The 26,395-nt window shown below is 38.9% G+C and carries 32 protein-coding genes; 18 read left to right on the forward strand and 14 right to left on the reverse strand.

Going from position 1 to position 26,395, the window contains the following annotated elements; genetic code table 11:
- Positions 1-44: 44 nt before the first annotated feature.
- A complete protein-coding gene (locus VZD24_RS00750) occupies positions 45-344 on the reverse strand; it encodes a hypothetical protein (RefSeq protein ID WP_342686618.1) in 300 nt (99 codons plus the stop codon).
- Between the two features lie 289 nt (positions 345-633).
- Here VZD24_RS00750 and VZD24_RS00755 point away from each other — a divergent pair, with 289 nt between their 5' ends.
- Positions 634-2,217, forward strand: coding sequence for a hypothetical protein (locus tag VZD24_RS00755; RefSeq protein ID WP_342686617.1), 1,584 nt, complete (start codon positions 634-636; stop codon positions 2,215-2,217).
- 510 nt (positions 2,218-2,727) lie between these two features.
- The gene (locus VZD24_RS00760) at positions 2,728-3,183 is read left to right on the forward strand and encodes a 6-fold beta flower protein (protein WP_279447517.1); all 456 of its coding nucleotides are present in this window, start codon (positions 2,728-2,730) and stop codon (positions 3,181-3,183) included.
- Positions 3,184-3,237: 54 nt separating this feature from the next.
- Here the strand turns inward: VZD24_RS00760 and VZD24_RS00765 are convergent, their stop codons facing one another.
- From VZD24_RS00765 to VZD24_RS00785, 5 genes are all read right to left on the reverse strand, one after another.
- Complete coding sequence (locus VZD24_RS00765) at positions 3,238-3,828, reverse strand: DUF1989 domain-containing protein (RefSeq protein ID WP_342686616.1); 591 nt, start codon at positions 3,826-3,828, stop codon at positions 3,238-3,240.
- A gap of 7 nt (positions 3,829-3,835) precedes the next feature.
- On the reverse strand, positions 3,836-4,285 hold the full coding sequence (locus VZD24_RS00770; RefSeq protein WP_279447519.1) for an MgtC/SapB family protein: 450 nt from the start codon (positions 4,283-4,285) through the stop codon (positions 3,836-3,838).
- Between the two features lie 16 nt (positions 4,286-4,301).
- Entirely contained in the window at positions 4,302-4,970 is a 669-nt protein-coding gene (gntA, locus tag VZD24_RS00775; protein WP_342686614.1) for a guanitoxin biosynthesis heme-dependent pre-guanitoxin N-hydroxylase GntA, read from the reverse strand.
- 114 nt (positions 4,971-5,084) lie between these two features.
- Entirely contained in the window at positions 5,085-5,345 is a 261-nt protein-coding gene (locus tag VZD24_RS00780) for a lipid-A-disaccharide synthase N-terminal domain-containing protein (RefSeq protein ID WP_279447521.1), read from the reverse strand.
- Positions 5,346-5,347: 2 nt separating this feature from the next.
- Entirely contained in the window at positions 5,348-5,869 is a 522-nt protein-coding gene (locus VZD24_RS00785; protein ID WP_342686613.1) for a DUF421 domain-containing protein, read from the reverse strand.
- Positions 5,870-6,129: 260 nt separating this feature from the next.
- On the opposite strand from VZD24_RS00785, the gene VZD24_RS00790 reads away from it, so the two are divergent.
- From VZD24_RS00790 to VZD24_RS00845, 12 genes are all read left to right on the forward strand, one after another.
- A complete protein-coding gene (locus VZD24_RS00790; RefSeq protein WP_342686612.1) occupies positions 6,130-6,333 on the forward strand; it encodes a hypothetical protein in 204 nt (67 codons plus the stop codon).
- Positions 6,334-6,500: 167 nt separating this feature from the next.
- Positions 6,501-7,220, forward strand: coding sequence for a leucine-rich repeat domain-containing protein (locus VZD24_RS00795; RefSeq protein ID WP_342686611.1), 720 nt, complete (start codon positions 6,501-6,503; stop codon positions 7,218-7,220).
- A 223-nt stretch (positions 7,221-7,443) separates the two neighbouring features.
- Positions 7,444-8,028 carry a hypothetical protein gene (locus VZD24_RS00800; RefSeq protein ID WP_342686610.1) on the forward strand — a complete coding sequence of 195 codons (585 nt, stop codon included), beginning with the start codon at positions 7,444-7,446 and terminating at the stop codon, positions 8,026-8,028.
- A gap of 226 nt (positions 8,029-8,254) precedes the next feature.
- Positions 8,255-8,644, forward strand: coding sequence for a DUF302 domain-containing protein (locus VZD24_RS00805; protein WP_342686609.1), 390 nt, complete (start codon positions 8,255-8,257; stop codon positions 8,642-8,644).
- A gap of 32 nt (positions 8,645-8,676) precedes the next feature.
- Entirely contained in the window at positions 8,677-9,249 is a 573-nt protein-coding gene (locus tag VZD24_RS00810; protein ID WP_279447533.1) for a cytochrome b/b6 domain-containing protein, read from the forward strand.
- A gap of 206 nt (positions 9,250-9,455) precedes the next feature.
- Positions 9,456-10,760, forward strand: a complete 1,305-nt coding sequence (locus tag VZD24_RS00815; protein WP_342686608.1) for a TolC family protein — start codon at positions 9,456-9,458, stop codon at positions 10,758-10,760.
- A 124-nt stretch (positions 10,761-10,884) separates the two neighbouring features.
- Positions 10,885-11,964 (forward strand): efflux RND transporter periplasmic adaptor subunit, encoded by a 1,080-nt coding sequence (locus VZD24_RS00820; RefSeq protein WP_342686607.1) that lies wholly within the window; start codon positions 10,885-10,887, stop codon positions 11,962-11,964.
- Between the two features lie 2 nt (positions 11,965-11,966).
- A complete protein-coding gene (locus VZD24_RS00825; RefSeq protein WP_342686606.1) occupies positions 11,967-15,179 on the forward strand; it encodes an efflux RND transporter permease subunit in 3,213 nt (1,070 codons plus the stop codon).
- 112 nt (positions 15,180-15,291) lie between these two features.
- Positions 15,292-15,597, forward strand: coding sequence for a hypothetical protein (locus tag VZD24_RS00830; RefSeq protein ID WP_279447537.1), 306 nt, complete (start codon positions 15,292-15,294; stop codon positions 15,595-15,597).
- 80 nt (positions 15,598-15,677) lie between these two features.
- Positions 15,678-15,884 carry a YgaP family membrane protein gene (locus VZD24_RS00835; protein WP_279447538.1) on the forward strand — a complete coding sequence of 69 codons (207 nt, stop codon included), beginning with the start codon at positions 15,678-15,680 and terminating at the stop codon, positions 15,882-15,884.
- Between the two features lie 241 nt (positions 15,885-16,125).
- Entirely contained in the window at positions 16,126-16,425 is a 300-nt protein-coding gene (hpf, locus tag VZD24_RS00840) for a ribosome hibernation-promoting factor, HPF/YfiA family (RefSeq protein WP_279447539.1), read from the forward strand.
- A gap of 11 nt (positions 16,426-16,436) precedes the next feature.
- On the forward strand, positions 16,437-17,273 hold the full coding sequence (locus VZD24_RS00845; protein WP_279447540.1) for a universal stress protein: 837 nt from the start codon (positions 16,437-16,439) through the stop codon (positions 17,271-17,273).
- 63 nt (positions 17,274-17,336) lie between these two features.
- Here the strand turns inward: VZD24_RS00845 and VZD24_RS00850 are convergent, their stop codons facing one another.
- The 7 genes from VZD24_RS00850 to VZD24_RS00880 form a co-directional block, all read right to left on the reverse strand.
- Complete coding sequence (locus VZD24_RS00850; protein WP_279447541.1) at positions 17,337-17,783, reverse strand: hypothetical protein; 447 nt, start codon at positions 17,781-17,783, stop codon at positions 17,337-17,339.
- Positions 17,784-17,825: 42 nt separating this feature from the next.
- A complete protein-coding gene (locus VZD24_RS00855) occupies positions 17,826-18,635 on the reverse strand; it encodes a helix-turn-helix domain-containing protein (protein WP_342686605.1) in 810 nt (269 codons plus the stop codon).
- Positions 18,636-18,653: 18 nt separating this feature from the next.
- The gene (gene deoD / locus VZD24_RS00860) at positions 18,654-19,355 is read right to left on the reverse strand and encodes a purine-nucleoside phosphorylase (RefSeq protein ID WP_279447543.1); all 702 of its coding nucleotides are present in this window, start codon (positions 19,353-19,355) and stop codon (positions 18,654-18,656) included.
- Positions 19,339-20,010 carry a deoxyribose-phosphate aldolase gene (gene deoC / locus VZD24_RS00865; protein ID WP_279447544.1) on the reverse strand — a complete coding sequence of 224 codons (672 nt, stop codon included), beginning with the start codon at positions 20,008-20,010 and terminating at the stop codon, positions 19,339-19,341. The genes deoD and deoC overlap by 17 nt, the downstream gene beginning before the upstream one ends.
- The gene (trxA, locus tag VZD24_RS00870) at positions 20,010-20,312 is read right to left on the reverse strand and encodes a thioredoxin (RefSeq protein WP_279447545.1); all 303 of its coding nucleotides are present in this window, start codon (positions 20,310-20,312) and stop codon (positions 20,010-20,012) included. Before trxA ends, deoC begins: the two co-directional genes overlap by 1 nt.
- A 154-nt stretch (positions 20,313-20,466) precedes the next feature.
- On the reverse strand, positions 20,467-21,333 hold the full coding sequence (locus tag VZD24_RS00875; protein WP_342686604.1) for an RsiV family protein: 867 nt from the start codon (positions 21,331-21,333) through the stop codon (positions 20,467-20,469).
- Between the two features lie 72 nt (positions 21,334-21,405).
- A complete protein-coding gene (locus VZD24_RS00880) occupies positions 21,406-21,810 on the reverse strand; it encodes a hypothetical protein (RefSeq protein WP_279447547.1) in 405 nt (134 codons plus the stop codon).
- A 102-nt stretch (positions 21,811-21,912) separates the two neighbouring features.
- On the opposite strand from VZD24_RS00880, the gene VZD24_RS00885 reads away from it, so the two are divergent.
- The 3 genes from VZD24_RS00885 (at position 21,913) to VZD24_RS00895 (ending at position 25,138) form a co-directional block, all read left to right on the forward strand.
- The gene (locus VZD24_RS00885; RefSeq protein WP_279447548.1) at positions 21,913-23,148 is read left to right on the forward strand and encodes a PAS domain-containing sensor histidine kinase; all 1,236 of its coding nucleotides are present in this window, start codon (positions 21,913-21,915) and stop codon (positions 23,146-23,148) included.
- A 1-nt stretch (position 23,149) separates the two neighbouring features.
- Entirely contained in the window at positions 23,150-24,202 is a 1,053-nt protein-coding gene (locus VZD24_RS00890; protein WP_342686603.1) for a response regulator, read from the forward strand.
- Between the two features lie 96 nt (positions 24,203-24,298).
- Positions 24,299-25,138, forward strand: a complete 840-nt coding sequence (locus tag VZD24_RS00895) for a universal stress protein (RefSeq protein WP_342686602.1) — start codon at positions 24,299-24,301, stop codon at positions 25,136-25,138.
- A 29-nt stretch (positions 25,139-25,167) separates the two neighbouring features.
- Here VZD24_RS00895 and VZD24_RS00900 read toward each other — a convergent pair whose 3' ends face one another.
- The gene (locus VZD24_RS00900; RefSeq protein WP_342686601.1) at positions 25,168-25,401 is read right to left on the reverse strand and encodes a hypothetical protein; all 234 of its coding nucleotides are present in this window, start codon (positions 25,399-25,401) and stop codon (positions 25,168-25,170) included.
- 142 nt (positions 25,402-25,543) lie between these two features.
- Between VZD24_RS00900 and VZD24_RS00905 the strand changes: the two genes are divergently transcribed.
- Entirely contained in the window at positions 25,544-26,389 is an 846-nt protein-coding gene (locus VZD24_RS00905; protein ID WP_279447552.1) for a universal stress protein, read from the forward strand.
- Positions 26,390-26,395 lie beyond the last annotated feature (6 nt).

A 26,395-nucleotide genomic window follows, 5' to 3' on the forward strand; every position in this document is an offset into this window, starting at 1 on the left:
AAATTTGTTTACACTTTATATGCAATGTTCCTAACACGCAAAGTTTATAGCCTAAGTTCTAGTGTTAGGGTTGAGGTTTTCGGTTGTCGGTTGTCGGTTGTCGGTTGTCGGTTTTCGGTTGTCGGTTTTCGGTTGTGGGTTTTCGGTTGTGGGTTGTCTGTTGTCTGTTGTCGGTTGTCGGTTGTCGGTTTTCGGTTGTGGGTTTTCGGTTGTGGGTTTTCGGTTTTCGGTTGTGGGTTGTCTGTTGTCTGTTGTCTGTTGTCTGTTGTGGGTTGTGGGTTGTCTGTTGTCTGTTGTCTGTTGTGGGTTTTCGGTTGTCTGTTGTGCGAACTGACAGGTATCAAATTTAATATTTATTTTGATAAATTGGTGTGTAGTGCCTTCTAAAATATCCCTTTTAGTTGGACAAATTATCTGGTTTGATTATTGGAAAACCAAATTTTAATTGGTGACCGATTCAATTTTAATAAGTGAAGCGCAATTAAAATTAGGATTGAGGTCAGCATGACATCAGCGTTTAAACTCCACATCCCTTGTTGATTGAGCTTCGTACTTCTAAAATACCCTTTTTCAAACTTGAATATGCCCATACTATAAAAGAGCTTTGTTATTGTAAGCCTTAAAAAATATGTTATGGAAACAATCAATAACTTATCATTTGAATCATTGCCAGAAGCAATTGGTTTAAAACTACAGCAGTTAATAAAGGAACTTCCTATAGAGAACATTTTCTTTTATCCCGCCACTGCCACAACGCCACCCCACCTTATAATTACTGCAATTGATGGTGTGAATATGGATGTTATTGAAAGCAGAAAATGGCTGCGTTTGGCCTTAAAGGATCGGCAGGTACTGCTTCATGTACTAGGTTCCCGCCAAATGCGGTTTGCCTATAAAAATGGCAATCCATTTATTCCTAGTTATTGCACCAAGAGTGGGTTGCTTTATCAAAACCCAGACTTTACAACACAACTGCCAACAACTTGGAAAAGCTTTAAAAGGCGCTTTAAAAAATATGACCATGAATACTTTCATCAGCATGATATACTGATGACGTTAGCGAATAAGTTTTATGACCTTGAGGCCCGAACAAGTGTATTTTTAACCTACATTTCCATTTTTGAGCATCACCTTACCTATTTGGAAAACTTATACATAGGGCACCGTTTCTTTAATACGCCAACCCAAAGAATAAAATATCTAGTCCAATACCTACCGTCTATTGAAGCACTGTTTGTTAAGCAAAATGGAGAAACCTTTTATCTTATTGCCCAACTGGAAAAAGCCAAAGAAGCGGCTAAGGAAGCAGATGAAATTTATATTAACTGGGAACTCTATACAGCAATCAACGAGGTGGAAGGACAATTGTACGCGATGGTCTCTGATCGTTTTGGGGAGCTAAAAAAGCGTATAAAAGCCAATAAATCAACAGATGAAACCGGAGATACAACACCCATAATAAATACTGTTGACCAACAGTTACTTCAGGTTATTTCCCAAATAAACAAAATAAAACAGACGGAAGAAATTTTCTGCTTCCACAAAACCCAAACAGCATCAAAAACCTATTATTATCTGCTTTTAATAGGGAAGGGGCTTGGTACGGAAATCTTAAATAGTATGCAACAAGCTGTAATGGCTATGTTTAATGATGCCTATAATGTAATCCTTATAGGGCATAGCCGAATATGGATTCAAGAACGCAACTTTATTCATCAAGACTTTTTTAAAAATATAATGATACCTGAAAACCGGGTTTATACATACCAAGAACAAAACTTTACTATGCATTGGGAACATCCGTATAAAGCCAATTACGGCGATCTGGATTATATGTATAAAGCCACAAATGGCATGATTTGTAATTATTTTGTATTAAGGGAAGGGGCAGAAAAGGAGAATGGAGAAGGTGTATATGAATTATTTTCAAATGCTATTCTCAGATTTTTTAGAACCTATGTGTTTGCAAAACTATCCTACCAACCGCATTATCTATCTGCTTACAATTTGTGGATGTTATGCCTATATGCACAACCCAAGCTTGGGAAAATAACCTATTTATTTGAAAAGCTGAGTGGGGGTGCTTTTTTTAAGGAGGTGGATTACAACAGCAGATTCCATCACGGATTAAACAGAGTGACTGAAGAAAAGGGAGTACTTATGGATGAGATATTGAAAGCCTTGGGGGAGGAATTGGAGGTGGTTTTGGAGGGTTAGAATTTTTGAAATTTAGGGTGGGGTTCTGGCCACGAATGCTTTTTTTGCCACGCATGCTTTTTTTTGCCACGAATTCACGAATTTTTTTTTTAATTGAATGGAATAGATCGGGGTTCTTTTGCCACTAATGCACGAATTTTATTTAAACTGAATGGATTGGAGCGGGGGTTTATTGCCACGAATGCGCACTAATGTTCTTATTGCCACGAATGCACGAATTATATTGGAATCTGATCGGATTGGAGCGGAGTTTTATTGTCACGAATGCGCACTAATGCTTTTTTATTGCCTCGAATGCACAAATTTTGAATTAAGCTGAATGGATTGGAGCGGGGGTTTATTGCCACGAATGCACGAATCTTATTTAAACTGAATGGATTGGAGCGGAGGTTTATTGCCACGAATTCTCGAATTGTTTTTAAAGGTTTGTTGGGGTGGGATTGGGTTTAGTATGGGTTTTAACTATATAATTATTATATTTTTAGTCTTTTTTAATAATTCATATTAGGAATGAATACTTTTTGCACTATGAAATGGTTTGTGATTTGCTTTTTATTGATGGTTCCGTTGATTGTTAATGGGCAAACGTATATTCGAGAGGGGAAGGGAGATTATAATACCGTAATCGCTACTTGGGATGGCAAGTATTTAAGACAGGGGAAAGGGAATTACAGTACCGTATTATACACCCTTACCGATAAATATATACGGCAAGGGAAAGGCGATTACAATACGGTGTTGGCTACTTGGGATGGCAAGTATTTAAGACAGGGGAAAGGCGATTACAATACGGTGCTATACACCTGGGACGGAAAATATATACGGCAGGGGAAAGGCGATTACAATACGGTGCTTTACACCTTTGACGGCAAATACGTACGACAAGGCAAAGGGGATTACAACACGGTTTTATATACCATTTCTGGGGAAATGCCTATTGAGATTTTACTATTTTCTTTATTGTAAAGTCGGTTTTTAAAAGGGCATAATCTTTTAAATCAGCTTTTACTTTTCTCAGCATTATCCCTTATTGCTTATAATTTTATAGTGAATTGGTTTAAAGGTTCCTCCATTACTATCTTCAGCAGAACAAGCGGTGAGACCCACTATTAGGTCCATTTGCGCTTCAAATAACACATAATCATTTGGCTGGCTCATAGGAGGTAGTACCGAGAGCTTGCCCTTACTGTTAAATTGTACATTCATAAAAATATTAAAGGCCGTGGGGATGTCGTCTGGCAAAATATTGTAGGCCGCCAGATTTGTATATAGATTTTCAAAGCAACTGGGGTGATATTCGTGGTTGTTATACATAATCTGAAAGGTTTCTGGGCTACAGGGCGCCAACAGAAAATCGTTACGACCGTTGGTGTCTTCCAATAGTTTTATCATTTTACGACTTCGGTTGCTCCACAAATAGTTGCCTTTGCTTATAAGAATGGATTCTTCAAAATCTAAAGTTTTCCCCGATGAAATCTTTTCGCGGATATCGTGCTGGTTAAAAAGCACCATATCGCTAACCTGCATTCCCTGCGGATCGATTACCTGTAATTGTTCGCCTTTTTTTAGGGTAAAGGCAACTCCCGTTTGCGGCGCTATTTGCTGAATCATATTCGCTTTAGTTTTCAATTTTATTTTTGTGATTATTCTTATAAATCTTTCTATTGTAATAACCCATCACCAAATTTATAATAACAATAATTAGCGTACTGGCGGCCAGTTCAATATACATTCCCATTCCTGCCAAACACCCTAGGGCGGCACTGCACCAAATAGCAGCGGCGGTGGCAAGTCCGGAGATTTCCTTTTTTCGCTTAACGATAACTCCGGCGCCCAAAAATCCAACACCCACAACTATCTGCCCTGTTATTCGGCTTAAATCTACGTATTCAACATGAATATATTGAAATGATATTCCCATAAAAATGGCAGCACCAACTGCCACCAAGGCGTTGGTTTTAAGTCCTGCATTTTTATCTTTCATCTGTCTCTCAATGCCCACGCAAACGCCGGATATCATTGCAATAACAGCATTTAGAATAAATTCGATTGTAGTTACTGGTTCCATTTATATAAGGGGAATATTATTTATGGTGAAATGGGCATTTCCACTTTTCCTCTACTTTACGTCCGCTGTACTGTCGCGCTTCACTTTCTTTTCCAAAATCCTGTAATACGGGGTTTATACTGCCCTGCAGTTGGGCATCGCGTTCCCGAATTTTATCCCGCACTTTGGTATATACCCCCATTTCGCGCAATTTTTCGAATTGGTGATGCAAATTAAATACAAGCGTTGGGTAGGGGGCTCTACGAGCTTTTCGGCTTGCTTTTGGGTGTAGCCCCACAACATAAAACGCTTTCCCCGCAATACTAAAACTAAAGTTGGGATCTTCGGGATCTTTGCTTACGGTGGCATCCCACGCCACGGTATCTCGGTCGTGAAGAAACTGTAATTGACGCCATAACAGGTTTTCAAATTCAATTTCGCTTATGGGTTCATCTTCCGGAAATACAGCGATAAACGATTCAAAATCTTTGCTTTTAAAATCGTAAGCCGAAATATAATTTGCTAAATCGGTTATCAAGGTGCGGGCGGTAGTTTTACTTCCCAATTGATCATAAACCTTTAGTTGGAATTTTTCCATAGAAAACACCGTATTCGCCATAATACACGGGTGGTTATCTGCAATGATAAAGTCTTTAAAGTCGCGCGTAATTATATCGGTGGTGGGAGAATGTACTGATGGTTCCATAGCTTTTTTTTTGAAAAATATTAAATATGTTTTGTGCAGGCTATGTATTTAATATTTTCTTAGTAGCTATTTAGTGCCTTTTTAACAAGATTAAGCTGGCGGAGTGCAATAGTGTTAATCTTCCGACTTATAGCGCAACATAATTACCAACATAGATAGGTTTAGTAAAAATGAAATTCCGTTAGTAAGGATAATGGGATAATCTGTTTTAATAATTCCATATACCACCCATAGGCCAATGCCGCCCAAGAGCAATACAAACATAAAGGGGGAAATATCCATCACCTTTTTGGTTTTCCACGACTTTATTAGCTGTGGCAATACGGCTACGGTAGTTAGTATTCCTGCAATAAAGCCTATTATTTGGTCTTCCATATTTATACGGCTACATCGGTTAAGAGCCACGATTTTAGATTGTTGTTGATGTTTTTACTGTGCAAGACGGTAATATCGCCTGTGGTTTCAAATACTACCGCCTCAATTTCTGAATAGTCGCTAACATTTGCTTTCCGCAATTGGGCACGTAAATCGCCTTCGGTTACTCGGGCTTTTTTTAAGTTGTTATACAGAATAATATCTTTCTCCATTAGCAATAAAGGGGTATTGTCTATAGCTTTTCTAAAGGGTTTATAGCGCCTAAAGAAAGCTGCGGTAAGCTGAAAAAAATAAATGGCGAGCAGGCCGAGTGCTCCTTCTGCCAAGGAAACGGTACTGGACAATACGGTGGTTGCAATGAGCGAACCCACGGCAACGGTCATTGCGAAGTCGAAACTAGACATTTTAGAGAAACTGCGCTTTCCGAAGATGCGGGTAAAAAGTATTACCAATAGGTATATTCCCAGGCAGCTTAGCACAATTGTATAGGCGCCGGAAAGTGAGATATTTAATAGGTTGTCCATCGTAACATAATTTTGTGAAATTTAACTGCCCCGGAATCCAGGATTGGCTATTTGTTTTGAATTATTAAAAGCACTGATGAATTAAGGGCACGTTTTACTTTAATTAAATTATTGATCTAAAAATAAAAATCGTTGTGCATACAGAAAACTGCTTTATCAATGTTTTAACGCTTTTATAATAAATGCGGTAGGGGTATAGATTTTGAGATTATACTTTTGACCGAATTGAAAGATACGTGAATGCAAAACCCTAACGATGAATGGGACATTTTGAAATTCAGGGCATGGATACGGAATATTTAGGAAATACAGATGCCATTTCAGAAGAAGTGATCTATGATGGACAGGAGGGTACAGTTTATTACAAAGGCACCGGTCTTATTCTGAAGTATCTTAATGGGGAGGAAGAACCTGTTATTATTTTAGGACAGGATCGGATAAAAATTGCCAATGAGGAATACTAAAGGATTTAAAGTGCAATGGGGAAGCCGATGCAATCGCTTTCTATTTCTTGGGATGAGCATATATATTTGTGGAATATTTTTAAAGGAAACTAAGATATAGTTCTTATATTTATAATAGTATATGCTTGAACCAATATAAAATGTTCTATCCCAACCTAAGTAAAGCTATGAAGTTCATAAGAATAATACTTCTATTTTTCGTAGCGCAGTTTATAGTAATATCGTGTTCCGAGGACAATTTACCAATAGATCCAATTCCGCAAGAACAAGAACAAGCACAATATTTTAAATACACTATTGGCGAAGGACCCTTTGTTTATTTTGAAGACCTGATTTTTAAGGAACTGGTATTAAACAATTTTGAGATCAACACCAATAAGGACAATGAAATCAGTTTTCAGGAAGCCAATGCATTTAAGGGTACAATAGATGTATCGTTTAAGGGTATTCAAAGCTTGACCGGTATTGAAAAATTTGTGGATATAGTAGGATTGAATTGCGCTAATAACAAGTTAAGCACGCTGGATGTAAGCGGTAATCTCAATTTAGAATTTCTCAGCTGCGGAAATAATCCACTTACCAAAATTGATCTTAGCTATAATGTAAAGTTGAAGAATCTCGACATAAGAACAACCCAGCTTACGCACTTAGACCTTAGCGATAACACAAATCTTGTGAGCATTAGGGCTATGTGCAATTACAGCTTAAAGACGGTTGATGTTGCCAATAACAATAACGATAAAATCCTGATATTCTTTTTTGGGCTTCAGAATAGCGCTTTGGAGTGTGTTCAGGTAGATAATGTGGCATATTCAAATACCGCGACCAATTGGAGGATTCCGGAAACGGCAATCTATTCGTTGAGTTGTTTTGATAGCGTACTTTAAAAATGATCCCAACATCAGCTGGAGCTTTTCGCTCATGTCCTTTTGAGCAACAGATTTACCCATTTATAGCACTTTCGGTTTTAGCCCTCCCAAACTTTTATATTTATACAGACTGCACCCTTAACTTTCCCTAAGTAGCTACTTGGGGCGTCGAGTGATAATGATTCACTGTAATTTTGTAAAATTACGTATCTTAAGCCTTCATTTAAAAAAATATGCAATTATGAAGAAACTAGCGATTTTACTCGTATTTATGATAAGTATTTCGGCTTTAGCACAGGACAAAATTCTGCCCAAGGACATTCAAATTAAAACAGCAGTTCTCGCTGCGCCTGAAATGTACCGCGATGCCGCGACCGTGCTCGGCTATAACGATGAGGGTAAACTCATCACCCTAAGAGAAGGAACCAATGGGATGGTTTGTCTGGCAGACGACCCCAAAAAAGAAGGCATAAGTGTAGCCTGTTATGGCGCCGAACTGGAACCCTTTATGGCGCGTGGTAGAGCTTTGATTGCCGAAGGTAAATCTAACGAGCAAAAGCAAGAAATTAGAAAGAAGGAAATTAAGGAAGGGACGTTGAAAATGCCAGCGGAGCCTTCTATGGTGTATGTTTTGGCGGGGGAAGAAAAGGATTTAAACACCGAAACCGGCGAGCTTTTAAAAAGTAGAATCCGTTACGTACTCTACAAACCTTTTATGACTGGGGAAAGCACGGGCCTACCTACAAAACCTCAAGCTCCCGGGATGCCGTGGTTGATGGATGCGGGGACGCACCGTTCGCATATTATGATTACGCCGGCGAATTAGTGGTTGGTTGTCTGTTGTGGGTTATCTGTTGTCTGTTGGCGGTTGTGGGTTGGCTGTTGTTCTGGGTTGTTGGGTTTTGTACATCTCAAATCTCACATCTCACATCTCACTTCGTATTTCAAAAATTTCCAGTTATGTAATCTTTGTTACAGAACTTTCCGTTTTGGCAGCTTACATTTGTTGTAGATTGTTCAAGAATATTAAATAATCTAAAAATATAGAAATCATGAGTTATTACATCAGTACCACATTAACAAATACTACTTTTCAAGAGGCCATTGAAAAAACTACGGCTGCTTTAAAAGATGAAGGTTTCGGGGTGTTGACCGAAATAGATATAAAAGCCACTTTAAAGAAGAAGTTGGATGCAGATTTTTACAATTATACTATTTTGGGCGCCTGCAATCCGCAAATGGCGCACCAAGCCCTTCAGGCCGAAAATAAAATAGGCACTATGCTGCCTTGTAACGTAATTGTACAGGAGCGCGAAGCTGGAGTTATTGAAATTTCGGCAGTAGATCCCGCGGCTTCAATGATGGCGGTAGAAAATAATTCTTTGGCCGATATTGCTAAAGATGTTCGGGAAAAATTGACCAAGGTCATTAAAAGTATCTAGAAACCTTAGCGTTTCAGCCTAAATCTACCATTATGGAAACTGTAAAATATTCAAAAACCTACCGAGTTATACATTGGGCTATTGCAATTACATTCCTGCTGTTGTTGATCACTATTTTTTTGAGATTGACTTGGATGAATAAATACAATATGGCAGAAATCATTCAAACGTACCTTAGCGGTACTGATCAAACATTATCACAGGAGCAGCTTATCGATCTGGCAAAGCAAATAAGAAAGCCAATGTGGAACTGGCATATTTATTTGGGTTATGTATTAACGGGTTTATTTAGTTTGCGTTTTATACTGCCGTTTTTTGGAACGATGAAGCTTCAAAATCCGCTAGCTAAAAACCTATCAATAAAACAAAAATTCCAGAAATGGGCGTACATCGTTTTTTACGTATGTGTGGTAATATCTTTGGTTACAGGGCTTGTAATTGAATTAGGACCCAAAGATTTAAAAAAGCCAATGGAAGAAATTCACGTGCTGGGCATTTATTATCTAGTGGCATTTATTGCCATACATATTGGCGGACTGCTAATTGCTGAATTCACAAATGATAAGGGAATAATCTCAAGAATTGTTCGTGGTTCCAATGATTGATTAGAATGAAAACATAAAATTGTATTGAAGATATTAGCGAAAGCTACAAAAGTGTTTAGGAGCGTTTCTTGGTTGGTTCGTTCCTAAAGAGTGCAGATTATTTGGTTAGTGAAAAGCACCTTGAAAGAGGTGCTTTTTCTTTGGTAACATTAGTTACTGACCGTTGTTAAATTCTGAACTATGTTTGCATCAAATTAATTTAAAAAATGAAGATCAACAAGTTTTTTCTATTTCTCGGTTTCTTGCCCGCACTGGTTTTTGCTCAGGAAACAATCCCAATTTCCAAAGCTGAGGTTTTGGAAAAGGTTAGTACACAAAACAATCAGCTAAAAATAGGGGAGCAACAGGTGCTTGCGGCTAAAGGAGATTATAACCAAACCAATGCGGTTTTTCTTCCAAATATTACTGCTTCGCATACCGGAATGGCTACAACTAATCCGTTGATGGCTTTTGGTTTTAAATTGAATCAGGAAATTGTGGAGCAAGCAGATTTTAATCCAAATACACTGAACGATCCCTCCCAGATAAATATGTTCGCTACCAAGATTGAAGTTCAGCAACCCCTTGTAAACGTTGATGGTATTTTTCAAAGAAAAGCTGCAAAGGCGAAGTGGAATGCCACCCAAATGCAATTGGCGCGGACGGGCGATTACCTTTCCCTAGAAACCGAAAAGGCTTATATGCAATTGCAATTAGCCTATAAAAGTGTTGAAGTTTTAGAAAAAGCATTTAGTGCGGCCAACGAAAACCTCCGATTGGCAAACAACAGTTTTAAGCAGGGCTATCTGCAACAAAGCGATGTGTTGGCGGTACAGGTACGGGTTACCGAAGTGGAAAATCAACTGCAATACGCAAAAAGCAATGTTAAAAATGCTTCGGAATATTTGGCTGTGTTGATGAACGAAGCGGTTTCGGGAGTATTTAAACCAACGGATTCGCTAAGGGTTGCTACGGAATTGAGTTCCGCTGAAACCTTTTCCAATTCCCGAGCAGACATACAGGCAATGGAGTTTGCTGCCGAAGCCTACAAACAAAATTACAAAGCCGATAAAATGACGTTCCTGCCAAGGCTGAATGCTTTTGGAAGCTATGAACTGTACGACGATGAAATATTTCAGGCAGGTGCCAATGGCTATTTATTTGGCGCCGCGTTGACGTGGAATCTTTTTGAGGGCTCAAAACGCTTCGGAAAAACCCAAAAGAGCAAGGCCGAATTCAACAAGGCAAACCTTGAATTGGAACAGTACAAAGCGGAAAGTCAGTTAGAAGTAAACAAGGCAAAACGAATGTACCAGGATGCAAAAAACAATTTGACATTAACTGAATTGGCACTTGAGCAATCAAAAGAGGCTTTGCGCATTCGCACCAACAGATTTAAGGAAGGCCTTGAAAGAACAACCGATTTATTAAGCGCGGAAACACAGTATTCACAGAAACAATTGGAATATTACAGCACCGTTTTTCAACATAATTATGCTTTGGCGTATTTGCGATTTTTAACGGAGGAATGAAAATGAAATCGAAATCGAAATCGAAATCGAAAACGAAAATGAAATCGAAAATGAAATCGAAATCGAAATCGAAATCGAAATCGGAAATGAAATTGAAATTGAACAAGATTTAAAAGATATAAATATGAAATTAGTATATACAAGTTTATTTTTTTTAGGGGTATTTGGCCTTTCTAGCTGCGGCAATTCTTCGGAAGAAAAGAAAATTGACAATTCCCCTGCTGTTCCAGTAACGGTGAGTTCCGTAGCTGCAGAAAACAATACGCCATTTTTAACCGCCAGCGGAAAAATAGAAGCCGCAAACAGTGCCACCCTTAGTACGCGAATGATGGGCTTTGTGGATAAAGTACATGTAAATGTGGGTGAAAAAGTTACAAATGGACAGTTATTGGTAAGTATCAACAATTCAGACCTTTCAGCAAAACAAGCGCAGACCAACGCCGGAATTACGGAAGCGCAAGCTGCTTTTAACAATGCCGAAAAAGATTATCAACGCTTTCAAAATCTCTTTGCGGATAATAGTGCAAGCCAAAAGGAACTGGATGATCAACGCGCGCGTTACGAAATGGCAAAGGCCAGACTGGAAGGCGCAAAGCAGATGAAAAACGAAGTACAATCGCAGTTTGCTTATGTAAATCTACGGGCGCCTTTTAACGGGGTAGTTACCAATAAATTTATTGATGCTGGCGATATGGCAAATCCCGGTGTTCCTTTAATTTCGGTGGAAGGTCCAGGCAATTTTGAAGTAACCGCTTCCGTGCCTGAAAGTGAAATCTCAAAAATAAAATCCGGTACCGAAGTACAAGTAATCGTAAAATCGATTGATAAGGTAGTGCCCGGTACGGTAACCGAAGTAAGTACTTCGGCTAAAAATACCGGCGGACAATATTTGGTAAAGATAGCATTGGCCGAGACTGAGGCTAATATACTTTCGGGTATGTACGCGACGGTGCAGTTTCCTGTGGAGAAATCTACCGATGTAAGTTTGGTTCTAGTCCCGGAAGACGCTTTGGTAAAACGCGGACAACTCACCGGTATTTACACGGTAAGCCAAAGCAATACCGCTATTCTTCGTTGGGTAAGGGTTGGCCGTAGTTATGGCGATCAGGTAGAAGTGTTGTCAGGTTTGGCGGCAGACGAAAACTATATTATTGATGCCGAAGGAAAACTCTATAACGGGGCGAAACTAACCATTAAACAATAATCATGAAGGACGGATTAGCAGGCAAAATTGCCAAGTTATTTATAGATTCCAAACTTACCGTATTGTTGATGATTGTGTTTATGGTCGTTGGCGTTTACAGTTCGTTTTTAATACCGCGTGAGGAAGAACCGCAAATTGATGTGGCTATGGCCGACATCTTTGTGGGCTATCCGGGCGCCTCGCCAACCGAGGTAGAATCTAGGGTGGTAAAACCTTTGGAAAAATTGGTTTCCAATATTCCCGGGGTGGAGTATGTGTATTCCACTTCTTCAAAAGAAGGGGCAATGGTAATCGTGCAGTTTTATGTGGGCGAAGATATTGAGCGTTCGTTTGTAAAGCTCTATAACGAAATGAACAAGCATATGGACCAAATGCCTCCGGGAGTTACCATGCCGCTTGTAAAACCCCGTGCCATTGATGATGTGCCTATGTTGGGGGTTACGCTTTGGAGTGAAAAGTACGACGACTTTCAACTGAAACAAATTGCAGACGAACTCACCCAGGAAATTGAGGAAGTAAACGATGTTTCGGCTACCCAAAAAATAGGGGGGAGAAACAGGCAGTTACGGGTGGTTTTGGACAAAGATAAATTAGCTGCAAGTGGTTTGGACTTTTTAGGCGTTGCCGAAATGATCAAGGCAAGCAACCAGCAAATGAGTTCGGGTAGTTTTGATAAAAACGATACTGAGTTTCTGGTCACTACCGGAAATTTCCTTAAATCGGTTACCGATGTTGAAAACTTAGTGGTGGGCGTACAGCAAAACCAACCCATTTATTTAAAGCAGGTTGCCAATATATTTGACGGACCTGAAATAGCGAGTAAGTACGTGTCTTTTGGTTTTGGGGGAGCTAGTGAAAATGTTTCAAAATACCCTTCGGAATATCCTGCGGTTACCATTTCGGTAGCAAAGCGAAAGGGGGCCGACGCCATGAAAATTGCCGATGTAATTATAGACAAGGTTAATCATTTGCGAAGCACTTTAATTCCCGATGACGTGCACGTTGAAATAACGCGAAACTATGGTGAAACAGCTTCCCAAAAAGTCTCGGAGCTGTTAATGCACCTTATGGGCGCCATTATTGCGGTAACTTTGGTGGTAATGTTGGCTATGGGCTGGCGTGGTGGTTTGGTGGTTTTTCTCTCAGTACCAATCACCTTTGCGCTGACCCTTTTAAGTTATTATTTACTGGATTATACGCTAAACAGAATTACGCTTTTCGCCTTGGTATTCGTAACAGGAATTGTGGTTGACGACTCCATTATCATAGCCGAAAATATGCACCGCCATTTTAAGATGAAACGCTTGCCGTTTAAACAGGCCGCCATTTACGCAATTAACGAAGTGGGTAACCCCACCATTTTGGCAACTTTTACGGTAATTGCATCCGTATTGCCGATGGCCTTCGTTTCTGGGTTGATGGGGCCGTATATGTCGCCTATGCCAATCGGGGCTTCCATTGCGATGATACTTTCGTTGTTTGTGGCACTAACGATTACGCCTTATTTGGGATATATATTTCTTCGTGAAAGGGAGAAACCTGCCCGCCGAGGTGGGAAGGGAAAAGCGCCAAAGGAAGAAAAATCTTTAGAGAGCAGCCTTATATTTAAAATTTATTCGAAGTTGGAAACGCCTTTGATTGAAAACAAAAGAACGCGTTGGTTGTTTTTGGGGATTACCGTGGTGATGCTATTGGGTTCGGTTTTGATGTTTTTTACCAAATCGGTTGCCGTAAAAATGCTTCCTTTTGACAATAAAAACGAAATGCAGGTTGTGATCGATATGCCCGAAGGTACTACTCTGGAACGTACTGCGGTGGTAGCCAAGGAAATTGGGCAATATTTATCGCAACAGCCATTGGTGGTTAATTACCAAAATTATGTGGGCACCTCGGCCCCGATTACCTTTAACGGCTTAGTGCGCCATTACGATCTGCGGGGCGGTAGCAATATGGCAGACATACAAGTGAATTTGGTAAAGAAGGACGATAGAAAATTACAGAGTCACGATGTTGCCAAACTATTGCGGCCAAAGATTCAGGAAATTGGTGCAAAATTTGGCGCCAATATAAAAATTGTTGAAGTTCCACCTGGGCCGCCAGTGCTTTCAACTATCGTAGCGGAAATTTACGGCCCCGATTATGACAAGCAGATTGCAGTTGCCAAACAAGTTGAAAACATTTTAAATGAAACCCAAGATGTGGTAGATGTAGATTGGATGGTGGAAGCGAACCAAAAAGAGTATCAATTTGTTATTGATAAAGAAAAGGCCATGCGTTATGGTGTGGCGCCACAGCAAATTGTATATACAATGAATATGGCGCTTTCAAACAGACCCGTAACCAATCTATATGCCGAAAACGCTACCGAACAGGTAGGAATTGTTTTGGCTTTGGCCGAAAAGGAAAAATCTACAATTCAGGATATATCACAATTGAAGATTGCATCAAAACAAGGCAATATGGTTTCTGTGGGCGATTTGGTAACTGTGGAAGAAAGCACTCGCGCAAAAAGCATTTATCGCAAAAACCAAAAACGGGTTGTGTATGTACTTGCAGATATGGCTGGGGAATTGGAAAGTCCGGTATATGCTATTTTAGGAATGACCGATAAGTTGAATACTATCGATCTGCCGGCGGGATATAAAATAAACGAATTGTATTTGCAACAGCCCGAACACGAAGACGATTTCACCGTAAAATGGGATGGGGAATGGCAGATTACCCTCGAGGTATTCCGCGATTTGGGGATTGCCTTTTTGGGGGTCATCATCATTATTTACATTTTAATTGTTGGGTGGTTTCAAAACTTTAAGGCTCCGGTGGTGATGATGGTGGCTATTCCACTTTCATTAATAGGAATTGTACTGGGCCATTGGATAATGGGAGCATTTTTTACCGCAACTTCCTTTATTGGGATGATTGCCCTGGCGGGAATTATGGTGCGAAACTCGGTATTATTAATTGATTTTGTAAACCTGCGAACCGCAGAGGGCATTCCGTTAAAACAGGCCGTAATTGAAGCCGGTGCCGTACGAACAACCCCAATTTTATTAACCGCGGGAACGGTGGTTATTGGTGCTTTCGTAATATTATTTGATCCAATTTTTCAAGGTTTAGCCATTTCGCTTATGGGTGGAACAATTGTTTCTACCGTATTAACGCTGCTTGTGGTGCCGTTGGTTTATTATATGATTGAGAGTAGAGGTGAGGGGTGAGATTTGAGACGTGAGATTTGAGACGTGAGATGTGAGATGTGAGATTTGAGATTTGAGATTTGAGAAAAATTGGTTTGACTGAAAATAAATACTAATTAATAATACTAATCTGATGAAACTATTAATTGTAACGGTTGTTGATGAATTTCAGAAGGAGGTGCTGCAACTATTTAAACAAGCGAATATTGAGAGCTACAGCGGTTCTGATATTGAAGGTTATAAAAATGCATCGTCGTTTATGATGAACGCCAATTGGTTTCCCTCACAAAAGAGTGGGGCGGACAGCAGTTTGTTTTTTTCCTTTACCGAGGATAAAAAGATTGATGTGTTTTTTAGTTTGGTGATTCAGTTTAATGAAAGTTTGGAAACCAACAACCCGATTCACGCGGTGGTAGTACCTATAGAACGGAGCGTTTAAGCACGGACGCTTAAAGGGGTTCTCGACTGCGCTCGAACGGACAAAAGGAATTAAATAGTAAACACTTAAAATACAATAATATGATAAACAGATATATCAGGGCAATTGCCGGGACTTTTATTTTAATTAGTCTTTTGTTAGCGGTTTATGTAAATATTAACTGGTTATGGTTTACGGGTTTTGTAGGCATTAACTTGCTACAATCGTCACTTACACGGTGGTGTTTGATGGAGAAAATACTTAAAAAACTTGGCGTAAAAGACGATGGGGAGAGCTGTTGTGCATAATAGATTTCTTTATAAAACGATTTTAAGAAAATTCCACATATGCAACATTTTGTGGAATTTTTTTTAGCTTCTGAAATTGATTTGGAACGTTTTATAAATGCGCCATTCATTTAAAAAAAATCAAAATGCCCAATTCGATTAACAACGAACAACAATTCAAAATAATCAATTATGACAACGGTCATTATAAAACCCATGAATAAGAGGTATATTTGAAAATATAAACCAATTTAGATTAGTTATGACTGTAAACATCCAATATGTAAAAATGCCCACAAGCGAGGCCATGAACGAATATGTAGAACAAAAACTGCAGAAAATTGCCGAAAAATACGAGTGGTTAATACGAGCCGATGTAAGTTTTAAAATGGAGAATAATGTATATGGTAAAGGCAATATATGCGAGATTGAACTGAGTTTGCCCGGGCCTAAAATTTTTGCAACTTCTAAGGAATCCTCTTTTGAAGCTGCGGCGAAGGAAACTATTTCGGATCTGGAAAAACAACTTAAAAAACGCAAGGCAAAATTTGCCACGCACTAAAAGTAAAAATCATGAAAAAAATATTAGTTCCCGTAGATTTTTCGAAACATTCTGAACACGCAATGGAGGTGGCGGCTGCAATTGCTAAAAAGCAAAATGCCGAAATCGTCGCGCTGCACATGATGGGCTTGTCTGATGCGGTTGTAACTCGCAACCAATCGAAGGAAGTTTTTGAGGCAATGTATTATATGCGTTTGGCAGAAACTCGGTTTGCCGAATTTTTGGATAAAGATTACCTAAAAGGAATTACGGTAACAGACACCGTGCATAACTACACCATTTTTAGCGAAATAAACGATGTTGCTAAGGAAATGGAAGTAGATTTAATTGTTATGGGTTCGCACGGAACTACTGGGTTTCGCGAGGTTTTTGTAGGTTCAAATACAGAAAAAGTGGTTCGTACTTCTGAAATTCCTGTTTTGGTCATCAAGCATCAGGCAACAGATTTTAATCCGCAACTTGGTGTTTTTGCCTGCGATTTTTTACCGAACTCCATTGAGCCCTATAAGAAGGCGAAGCGGATGTTTGAGATTTTAGGAATTAAAATGCAGCCATTGTATATAAATCTTGCGGGAGATTTCCGAAATACACGGGAGATTGAAAAGCGCATCTTAACTTTTATGAATGACGCCAAAGATCCTAACCCGCTGGAGAGTTTAAATAGTGTAGTTCAATATAACGACTATTCGGTGGAGGCGGGAATATTTGCCTTTAGCCAGCTTACCGGAGCAGATATTATAGCTTTGCCCACGCAAGGCCGTCAAGGTTTGGCGCATTTCTTCTCGGGAAGTATTGGCGAGGATGTAGTAAACCATTCAGATTTACCGGTAATGACCTTTAAGGTTTAGTTAATTGCTATCGACATCAATTAACAACAAAAAGCAGGTTTTCAACTTTGGATTCCTGCTTTTTTATTTAAATTTTTTATACGAAAGTCTCAAGCCAGCTCGTATATTCAGCCCTATCAAACTCAAATTAACGGCCCCGAGCAGTAACTCAATACCTTGAACGGTGAAAAACGTGGTGTCAATAGTTTTAAAATTGGCGTGATAGTAAAGATAAATGGCGAGTGAAATCAATAATAAACCGTTAATCGCAACAAATTTCATTCGTTTTTGCTTTTGGAGAACAAGAGGGTTTATGGATTTCCCGGCCAATCTTTTACCGGAAAGTGCGAGCAAGGGCATCGCAATTATTAAAACGGGAAGACAATACAGAATAACCGTTTTCACTTGTTTGATAAAATCTGCATCGCCGATAATTTCAGCAATTAGTGAAAAGGTGAAGAAATTCGCAATGGTCAGTGCCGCAATAACAGTTGTTGCAATATGGATTTTTATAAGTTGCTTATGTTTCATTTCTTTTCAATTTCACAAACAAAACTATGTAGTTTCATGCTCTTAAAATTGTAGGAATCGGAAATCGGGCAGGTTTTCGCGAATCTTTTTGGGACTTTGGTCGGTAAGGTTTTTAATGGTGTTGGAAAAATATGCTTGATCGGCAAAATTTTGATCGTAGGAAAGTGAAGTTAGCGAGGAAGGATCGTTCTTCATTTGGAAGACAGACTGCTTTAATTTTACCAATTGTAAATAGTCTTTCGGAGAACAGCCGATGTATTTATAGAAATAATTCCGAAGCGTTCTGCTAGTAACGCCAACCGTATCGGCGAGAAACGAAATTGACACACTTCCTCTTGTGGCTTCAATTGTTTCCATTACGATTTCAATTTGCGAGAGATCTTTCGCTAGAACCGTATTTTGGAAGATTTTTTCCACCTCGGTAAACATTTCTTTGGTTGAGCCGCAGGTATCAATTTTTTTCTGGAATGATTCGGCTTTCTTTCCAAATAATTCCTTCGTATTTATAATCCAAGGCAATTCGGAAACATTTTTATTCGTGAGATAGGCCAAGGTAAAGGGTTTTACGTGCGCACCCAGTATTTTCAAGCGATCGGTCAATGGCGCAACCGAAATTTTATCTGTTGAAATTCGCGAAATGATCATTTCCGCAGTTTGCGATTTATTTTTTGAATGATTCGTTACCGAAAATGGGTGTTCGAAAAAATAACCAAATGTTAAGCGTGGAAAGGGAAGTACATACTCCTCTTTCATTACTAATTGGGAAACAGGAATATCTATAAAAAAGTAGTAGTCGACTAATTTTTGTAGAAAATGGTTTTTGGGCAGTTGAATCTGAAAGCCATTCTCCATTTTTTAAATAATTAAATATTATAAAACAGTATTCAGTGCAATCTCTACCATCTTTGAAAAACTGCCTTCGCGCTCTTCGGCGGTAGTTGTTTCGCCAGTAACCAAGGAGTCGGAGATGGTTAAAATGGCCAATGCCTTCACCTTAAATTTGGCGGCAATGGTATAGAGGCCGGCGGCTTCCATCTCTACGCAAAGCACTCCAAAATCGGCCCACTTTTTATAATTATTGAAATCGTCTTCGTAAAACTGATCGCTCGATAATACATTGCCAGCTTTTATTGGAATGTTGTTTTCCTTAGCATAGTAAGCCGCTTTCATAAACAAATCGAAATCGGCAGTAGGCGAGTAGTCGCTATTGATAAAACGGGTGTTGTTAATGCCAGAATTAGACGATGCCGCCATGGCAATTACAATATCACGAAGGTTTATATTTTTTTGATAGCTGCCCGCGGAACCCACGCGAATTAAATTTTTTACGCCGTAATCGTTTATAAGTTCGTGGCAGTAAATTAAAGCTGAAGGAATGCCCATGCCCGTGCCTTGCACTGAAATTGGTTTTCCCTGAAAAGTTCCAGTATAGCCCAACATACCGCGTACATCGTTATAGCATTTGGCATTTTCGAGAAAGGTTTCTGCTATCCATTTGGCGCGCAAGGGGTCGCCGGGCAGTAAAACCGATTCGGCAATTTCGCCTGCTTTGGCTTCAATATGAGTGCTCATCTGTATTGTTTTTTGTGGAGGTAACTATTTCAATTCCTGAAGAAGTTCCAATTCTGCTCACTCCCAAATTAATATATGCTTTTGCGGTTTCGAAATCCCGAATTCCGCCAGAGGCTTTAATTTTTAAACTGTCGCCCACTTCTTCAACCATTATTTTAACCACTTTTTCGGAAGCTCCGCCCGTGCCAAAACCGGTTGAGGTTTTTACATAATGGGCCTTGGCATTTTTACAAAGCTGGCATGCCTGTCGTATTTCGGCTTCAGTTAAATAGCAAGTTTCAAGAATTACTTTTAAGGTGCGGCTACCAATAGCTTCTTTTACCGCGGCAATTTCGTCCTGCACTTGGGAGTACAATTGGGCTTTAAGCAACCCTATGTTTAGGACCATATCAATTTCGTCGGCGCCGTTGTTTACAGCTTGTGATGCTTCGCAAATTTTAGCGTGCTGGCTCATTGCGCCTAATGGAAATCCCACTACCGAAGCAATTTTAACATCGGTATTTTTTAATTGGTCGGCGGCTAATGCAACGTAACCGCTGTTTACACAGACCGCATAAAAATTATACAATTTGGCTTCATCGCAAAGTTGAACGATGTGCTCCGGCAGGGCGGTGGCTTTTAAAAGGGTATGGTCTATGTAGCGGCTTAGATCCATTAATTTTTGTGTTGGTTTATGATGGTCACCAATTCATTTTTCTGGAGCACACCGCTTTGGCGCCACAGTTGTTTGCCGTTTTTAAAGAGAATCATTGTAGGAACACCGCGCACTTGGTATTGCGCAGCCAAAGGTTGATTTTTATCGACGTCTATCTTTACAATTTTTACTTCGTCGCCCAATTCGTCTTTTACTTGTTTTAAGATAGGAGCGAGCATTTTGCAGGGGCCGCACCAATCGGCAAAAAAATCGACTAGTACAGGGGTTTCGGAATTGATTATGTTTTTAAAATTGCTTTTCATTGTCGGTTGTCTGTTTTCGGTTGTGGGTTGTCTGTTTTCGGTTGTCTGTTTTCGGTTGTCTGTTGTGGGTTGTCGGTTGTCTGTTGTGGGTTGGCTGTTGTGGGTTGTCTGTTGTCTGTTGTGGGTTGTGGGTTGTGGGTTGTGGGTTTGGGTTTTAGCCTAGTAATGGGTTTTTTTTGAATTTCCGTAGTACGGGCATTAGCATTTCCAAAGGAATTTGAATGGAATAGGTTCCGGTGTAGGAGGGGCAAATAACGCAGTCGTCAAAGTAAAATTCTACCACTGAATCGTTTACTACAAAATTGTTTTTGGCGTTAAAGAAATCGTCTGTGGAAATTGCCCAACAATCGTAATACAATTCGCCCGAATTAATTTTTTCCTTTAAAAGGGAGTTTAAAATTTCACGAACTTCTTCTTCGGTACCGTCATTAAAAAAGTCTTCAAAATTCATAAAAACGGCACGCTCCAAATCGAAATTTAAACATTGAAACGTGTAGGAGGCGTGTGCGGCACCGGTGTAGTGGTTTTCTTTATAAAACAGCACGCTAATGAGTCGGTCGTTGAGATTGTAAATTTTATAATCTACGAAACGCTTTTCGTTTTGGCGTGGAATTCCGAGGGAATCGCACAGTCGTTGTTCTTCTAAAATTTGTTGTTCTATCCCTTTGGCATCTAGAAATTTAGTGGCGATATATTCGTTAAAGACCTCGAATTGCGGTTTAATTTTTTCGTTGAGATAGGGGTATTTAAAATCTAGGGTATAGTCGTTATTTTCCTTTAAAAACGACTTGGAAACAAGTAAGTTTTCCAGTTCTGCTTTTGAATCCTTTTTCTCCAGTAATTCCGTTCGTTTTAAGATAAGGGTTTTTTGTTGTTTCTCTAAATTTTCATTTGAAAGCTTTAGGGAGTCAACAATTTCTTCCTGGACGTTTAGCGGATCTACTTTAATTTCTTCGTTTTTGCGATCGTCTTTACAACCAAAAAATAAAAGGATAAAGATTATGGGCAGTAGGTTTTTCATTTCAATCGGATTTATCGTTTAAAAATACACAAACCTTTGTTTATGCCGAAAAGTGACAGGTTTTTTTTTGAATTACTGGCTCAGCAGCATCTTTAGTTTTGCGAGCATGACCACTTCGCTTTTGTTTTTACCTGCAAAGGAGCTGGCAATGGCATCTGCGGTTTCCCAAATAAGTTTTTTTCTTTCAGCGGTAAAAAGGTTTGGGTTTTCTTTTTTGTAATCTGCAAAACTCTCAAAACAATCGTTGGCGTCTAGCTGTTCGTAATCAAACCAATCAAAAACAATTTCAATTTGGTAGGCCGCATCGGTATGAAAAGGATCTTCGTATTCGTCGAGGTTTTTCCATTTTTCAGCAACTATATTTTTTAAAGTATCGTATTCGGTCTTTCGCACTACATTATCGGCAGCCGCAATTGCATAAAAAAGTTCGCCCATTTTTTGGTAAAAAAGCAATTGGGGCTTATTTGTATTTTCCATAACGTTATAATTTTTAAGGATGTAAATTTATATTGTTTTCTTTGGAATTTTTATGATAAAAATCAGTTCAATAAAACTGTTTAAATTCGTTACTTTTGGGGGATGAAGGTGTTTGAAGAAAAAAAGGACAATATTTTTAAAATTCTTTCTGAATCTATTTCAGAAGGGATTGTAATTGTAAACGAAAAGCAGGAAATTGTTACTTCGAACGAAGCGGCAGACCAAATGTTTGGCTATGAGCCTGGCGAACTTTTGGGGCAAAACCTCAATGTTTTAATTCCGCAAAAATATCATCGAAACCACCACCATCAAGTGGATGAGTTTATGGAAAAGAGCGATCCGCGGCAAATGGGGCATGGGCGCGATCTGTATGGAAAACGGAAGGACGGAAGTACCTTTCCGGTAGAGGCGGGCTTAAACCCTTTTGAAATTTACAACAGCAAATACGTAATGGCGTTGGTAACAGACATTACGGTTAGGAAAAACCAAGAGTTGCAAATTATAGAGCTTAACTCGCAGTTGGAACATAAAATTGACGCGCGCACCAAAGAGCTAAAACAAACCATTTTAGAGCTAGAGGAGGAGGTAACCAAACGGCAGGAGGCAGAACACAAGATAAAGGAATCGCTGCGAAAGGAACGCGAGCTTAACGAGCTAAAAACAAAGTTTTTATCGTTGGTGTCGCACGAGTTTAAAACACCTTTAAGCGGAATTCTCACATCGGCCACCTTGGCGGGTAAATACACCGAAACCGCGCAACAGGATAAGCGCGATAAGCATTTAAAAACCATTCAAAGCAAAGTAAAATACTTAAATAATATTCTCAATGATTTTCTTTCTATTGAACGTTTGGAATCCGGGAAAGCCACTTATAAATTTGATACCTTTCCGTTAAGCAAGGTAGTGAATGAGGTAATTTACAATTCGAATATGCTTTTAAAGGATGGCCAACGAATAAATTATCCGAATAATATTGATGATATTACGGTAAATTTTGATGAGAAAATCTTAGAACTGGCGTTGACCAATTTAATTAACAATGCCATAAAGTATTCGCCAGAATTTACAAAGATTGATGTGGTTGTGCGGCCTAATAACACTTCGTTGAGTATTGATGTATTAGATGAAGGAATGGGTATTCCCGCTAAGGAGCAAAAACATATCTTTAACAGGTATTTCCGTGCCGAAAACGCCTTGCTCAATCAGGGTACCGGTATAGGTTTAAATATAGTGAAAAGCCATTTGGAGAGCCTTGGTGGCACTATAGATTTTGAAAGCGAAGAGGGTAATGGCAGTAAGTTTACCATTACTTTCCCCATAAATAACAACACAAATTAATATGAAAAGAATACTTCTTATTGAAGACGATATTGCTTTAAGGGAAAACACCGCCGAACTATTGGAGCTTTCCGGGTTTATGGTTTTTACCGCGGCAAACGGCAAAATTGGCATTGAGAAAGCAAAAAAGGAAATTCCAGATATTATTGTTTGCGATATCATGATGCCCGAGATAGATGGCTACGGGGTATTAGAAAGTATGGCGTCTGAAGAAAGAACCAAACATATTCCGTTTATATTTCTTTCGGCAAAGACGGAACACAAGGAAATACGCAAGGGAATGGATATGGGGGCAGACGATTACCTCACCAAACCTTTTGACGAAATGGAGCTAATAAGCGCTGTGGAAAGCAGATTGGCTAAAGCAACTATTTTAAACTTGCGTGAAAATTACAAGGCGAATGATACAGCCGAAGATGACGAAAATCTTCAAAATTTAAACCAGTTAAAAAACTATTTTTACGACGAAGGTGAAATTGCCAAATACAAGAAGGGAGAGGCTATTTACCAAAATGGCGACCATTCCAACAATATGTTTTTAATTTTAAAAGGAGTGGTAAAAACGCATACAATGGATGCCAATGCCAAAGAGCTTATTACCGGGCTGTACAAGGCTGATGATTTTCTGGGTTTCACTTCTTTTGACGATAACATTCCATATACCGAAACCGCTACTGCAGTAGAGGAGACGGAAGTGGCCGCCATCTCCAAAAATTTTGTGAGGGATATTTTAAAGAAAAGCCAAGATGTTTCGCTTGAGTTGATGAATTTGCTTAGCGACAATCTTTCGGAAATAAAACTGCAATTGGTAAAAATGGCTTATAGTTCGGTACGTAAAAAAACGGCCAACACCATTTTACAATTTGTGGACGTTATGAACAAAAAGCCGGAAGCAGCCCTTAAAATATCGCGTAATGACCTAGCAACTACGGCGGGTATTGCAACTGAGAGTTTAATACGAACGCTTTCAGATTTTAAAAGAGATGGTATTATTGAAATAGAGGGGCGCGACATTCGAATTATAGATTTGGATGGCCTGCGAAATATTGAATAGGTTTTGTTACAAAGTAAGCCCTAGTTTTTAAAACTGATTTATATCATTTTCTATACCTAGCCGTTCAAATACATTTGTCAGTATTAAAAGATAATAATGATGAACGTATTAATTCCAACGGATTTCTCCGAAAATTCACATAATGCCATTCGGTATGCTTTGGATTATTTCGCAGCTATTCCCGTGAATTTTTATCTGCTTCACATTTCGCCCAATACTGCTATGCCTGCAGACGATGATTCAGATTTACTGTTTAATACGGCAGCTTCCCAAGGCACGGCGCAAGGGTCTATTACAAGTTTACGGGAAGAAATACTGCACTTTAAATTATTGGCTAAAAACGCTGGACATCAATTTTTTGCCATTCACGAAAACATGCTTTTGGTTGAAGCAATTCGCAAACAAATTGATGCAAAGGAAATTGACTATGTTTTAATGGGCACCAAGGGGGCTTCAAAAAACAACAGGAATGAAATAGGGAGCAATACCAGTGAAGTAATTACCAAAGTAAAGTGCCCAATCTTTGTAATTCCCGAAAATGCCAGGTTTAAAAAGATAAAGAACATTTCGTTTTTAACAGATTATAACTGTATTTATAGAAACAAGGTAATCAATGGGCTTTCGCAAGCGCTACTAATTCAGAAAGCTGCATTAAGGGTGTTGCATATTCGATCGCAAAATACAATGCTCAGCGCCGCACAAACAGATAACAAAGGGTTTTTACATTATTTTTTTAAGGATATAAAGCACAGTTTTCATTTTTTGGAAAATAAAAATATTGAGGCCGGCGTACAGGATTTTGTTGAAACTTGGGAAATAGATTTAATAGCCGTAGTTGCAAAAAATTTAAACCTTACCCAACGCCTTCTTTTTAATAGAATTAATAAGTCTATTTCATATCCATACGAAGTGCCTTTTTTAATACTGCACGAATAGCTGCTGCAAAGAGTACAAAAAACGAACTTTTACCTAAAGTTGTTTCTTTCTGAAATTGGGAAATCTTCATAAAAATCTTCGAAGGTTTTATCTGTGGTATAGTTATCTTTTAAAACGTTTACTACGCTATAAATTAGGGTAACCTGCCCTATTACCGTAAGATAAAATACGAAGCGAAACGGAAAATCGAGTGCGGCAAAAATGGCTACGGTAAGCAATATTCCGGTAACTATCAGTAAATATGTTAGGGCGGAGGCTTTCATTTGTTTTTTATTACAAAATACAAAATTGAGGGCCGAATTTTTCATAAGAATTCATTAAAATTGGTGGCAATGGTTGATAATTATCATATTTTAACGAAGTGATAATCACTATCTTTACGTAGTTGAACTTAAACAAGTTTCCATGCAAAAAATACTAATACCTACTGATTTCTCTGAAAATTCGCTAAACGCCGTTCTTTACGCTACCGAACTTTTTAAACACAATCCGGCCGAAATATTTTTACTTCACGCTTTTGCCGATCAAGTTTACGAAGAGAAGTCGCGATTTGCCGATGAAATTTTTGAAGAACTGCAGCAAAAAGCGCTTACAAAAGCGAAGGAAGCTCTGAACGATTTACAAACTAAGGTTAGTGCTATTTCGCCAAACCCAAAACACACCATCCATACTATTGCCGAATTCGGTTTGTTGGTAGATACCACCAACGATTGGGTGGAGAAGGAAAATATAGATGTAGTGGTTATGGGCACCAAGGGCGAAACGGCAGACAAGCAAATAACTTTTGGCAGTAATACGCTGCAGGTTATAAAATATGTAAAATGCCCTGTGCTTGCCATTCCTTCGGGATATAACGATATACACCCTAAAAACATACTGTTTTCAACAGATTACCTTTTGCCTTTTAAAAGGCGCGAATTAAAATTGGTAAGCACTATTGCCAGGTGCTTTGCTTCAAAAGTAGAATTCTTTTTCGCTTCCAAATTTGAATCGCTTTCGTTGCGACAGGAAGACAATAGAAATTTTCTAAAAGCTTCGTTTGCCGATAACCAAATTGATTTTATACAAAAGGACGATACAAATATCACAAAAGCAATTAACACATATATTATTGAAAACCCAATAGATATGCTGGTTATGGTTAATACCCGCCATTCGTATTTAGAAAATATTCTGTATCAATCTACTATTGAAAAAATAGGCTTGCATATTGATATTCCTTTTTTAGTACTTCAAAACTTACCTAGATAAATCTTT

Origin of the sequence: Aequorivita flava, from assembly GCF_038742595.1 — a bacterium.
Classification (GTDB): Bacteria; Bacteroidota; Bacteroidia; order Flavobacteriales; family Flavobacteriaceae; genus Aequorivita; species Aequorivita marisscotiae.

Excerpts from the sequence above, each read along its gene's own strand:
- VZD24_RS00830 (WP_279447537.1), top strand. The coding sequence starts at position 15,292 with ATGAAACTATTAATTGTAACGGTTGTTGATGAATTTCAGAAGGAGGTG.
- deoD (WP_279447543.1), bottom strand. The coding sequence starts at position 19,355 with ATGAGCACTCATATTGAAGCCAAAGCAGGCGAAATTGCCGAATCGGTT.
- VZD24_RS00800 (WP_342686610.1), top strand. The coding sequence starts at position 7,444 with ATGAAGAAACTAGCGATTTTACTCGTATTTATGATAAGTATTTCGGCT.
- VZD24_RS00785 (WP_342686613.1), bottom strand. The coding sequence starts at position 5,869 with ATGGACAACCTATTAAATATCTCACTTTCCGGCGCCTATACAATTGTG.
- hpf (WP_279447539.1), top strand. The coding sequence starts at position 16,126 with ATGACTGTAAACATCCAATATGTAAAAATGCCCACAAGCGAGGCCATG.
- VZD24_RS00755 (WP_342686617.1), top strand. The coding sequence starts at position 634 with ATGGAAACAATCAATAACTTATCATTTGAATCATTGCCAGAAGCAATT.
- VZD24_RS00805 (WP_342686609.1), top strand. The coding sequence starts at position 8,255 with ATGAGTTATTACATCAGTACCACATTAACAAATACTACTTTTCAAGAG.
- VZD24_RS00895 (WP_342686602.1), top strand. The coding sequence starts at position 24,299 with ATGATGAACGTATTAATTCCAACGGATTTCTCCGAAAATTCACATAAT.
- VZD24_RS00885 (WP_279447548.1), top strand. The coding sequence starts at position 21,913 with ATGAAGGTGTTTGAAGAAAAAAAGGACAATATTTTTAAAATTCTTTCT.
- VZD24_RS00790 (WP_342686612.1), top strand. The coding sequence starts at position 6,130 with ATGGGACATTTTGAAATTCAGGGCATGGATACGGAATATTTAGGAAAT.
- VZD24_RS00905 (WP_279447552.1), top strand. The coding sequence starts at position 25,544 with ATGCAAAAAATACTAATACCTACTGATTTCTCTGAAAATTCGCTAAAC.
- VZD24_RS00770 (WP_279447519.1), bottom strand. The coding sequence starts at position 4,285 with ATGGAACCAGTAACTACAATCGAATTTATTCTAAATGCTGTTATTGCA.
- VZD24_RS00815 (WP_342686608.1), top strand. The coding sequence starts at position 9,456 with ATGAAGATCAACAAGTTTTTTCTATTTCTCGGTTTCTTGCCCGCACTG.
- VZD24_RS00875 (WP_342686604.1), bottom strand. The coding sequence starts at position 21,333 with ATGAAAAACCTACTGCCCATAATCTTTATCCTTTTATTTTTTGGTTGT.
- VZD24_RS00760 (WP_279447517.1), top strand. The coding sequence starts at position 2,728 with ATGAATACTTTTTGCACTATGAAATGGTTTGTGATTTGCTTTTTATTG.
- VZD24_RS00880 (WP_279447547.1), bottom strand. The coding sequence starts at position 21,810 with ATGGAAAATACAAATAAGCCCCAATTGCTTTTTTACCAAAAAATGGGC.
- VZD24_RS00855 (WP_342686605.1), bottom strand. The coding sequence starts at position 18,635 with ATGGAGAATGGCTTTCAGATTCAACTGCCCAAAAACCATTTTCTACAA.
- VZD24_RS00820 (WP_342686607.1), top strand. The coding sequence starts at position 10,885 with ATGAAATTAGTATATACAAGTTTATTTTTTTTAGGGGTATTTGGCCTT.
- VZD24_RS00845 (WP_279447540.1), top strand. The coding sequence starts at position 16,437 with ATGAAAAAAATATTAGTTCCCGTAGATTTTTCGAAACATTCTGAACAC.
- trxA (WP_279447545.1), bottom strand. The coding sequence starts at position 20,312 with ATGAAAAGCAATTTTAAAAACATAATCAATTCCGAAACCCCTGTACTA.
- VZD24_RS00900 (WP_342686601.1), bottom strand. The coding sequence starts at position 25,401 with ATGAAAGCCTCCGCCCTAACATATTTACTGATAGTTACCGGAATATTG.
- deoC (WP_279447544.1), bottom strand. The coding sequence starts at position 20,010 with ATGGATCTAAGCCGCTACATAGACCATACCCTTTTAAAAGCCACCGCC.
- VZD24_RS00810 (WP_279447533.1), top strand. The coding sequence starts at position 8,677 with ATGGAAACTGTAAAATATTCAAAAACCTACCGAGTTATACATTGGGCT.
- VZD24_RS00795 (WP_342686611.1), top strand. The coding sequence starts at position 6,501 with ATGAAGTTCATAAGAATAATACTTCTATTTTTCGTAGCGCAGTTTATA.
- VZD24_RS00890 (WP_342686603.1), top strand. The coding sequence starts at position 23,150 with ATGAAAAGAATACTTCTTATTGAAGACGATATTGCTTTAAGGGAAAAC.
- VZD24_RS00765 (WP_342686616.1), bottom strand. The coding sequence starts at position 3,828 with ATGATTCAGCAAATAGCGCCGCAAACGGGAGTTGCCTTTACCCTAAAA.
- VZD24_RS00835 (WP_279447538.1), top strand. The coding sequence starts at position 15,678 with ATGATAAACAGATATATCAGGGCAATTGCCGGGACTTTTATTTTAATT.
- VZD24_RS00825 (WP_342686606.1), top strand. The coding sequence starts at position 11,967 with ATGAAGGACGGATTAGCAGGCAAAATTGCCAAGTTATTTATAGATTCC.
- VZD24_RS00780 (WP_279447521.1), bottom strand. The coding sequence starts at position 5,345 with ATGGAAGACCAAATAATAGGCTTTATTGCAGGAATACTAACTACCGTA.
- VZD24_RS00850 (WP_279447541.1), bottom strand. The coding sequence starts at position 17,783 with ATGAAACATAAGCAACTTATAAAAATCCATATTGCAACAACTGTTATT.
- gntA (WP_342686614.1), bottom strand. The coding sequence starts at position 4,970 with ATGGAACCATCAGTACATTCTCCCACCACCGATATAATTACGCGCGAC.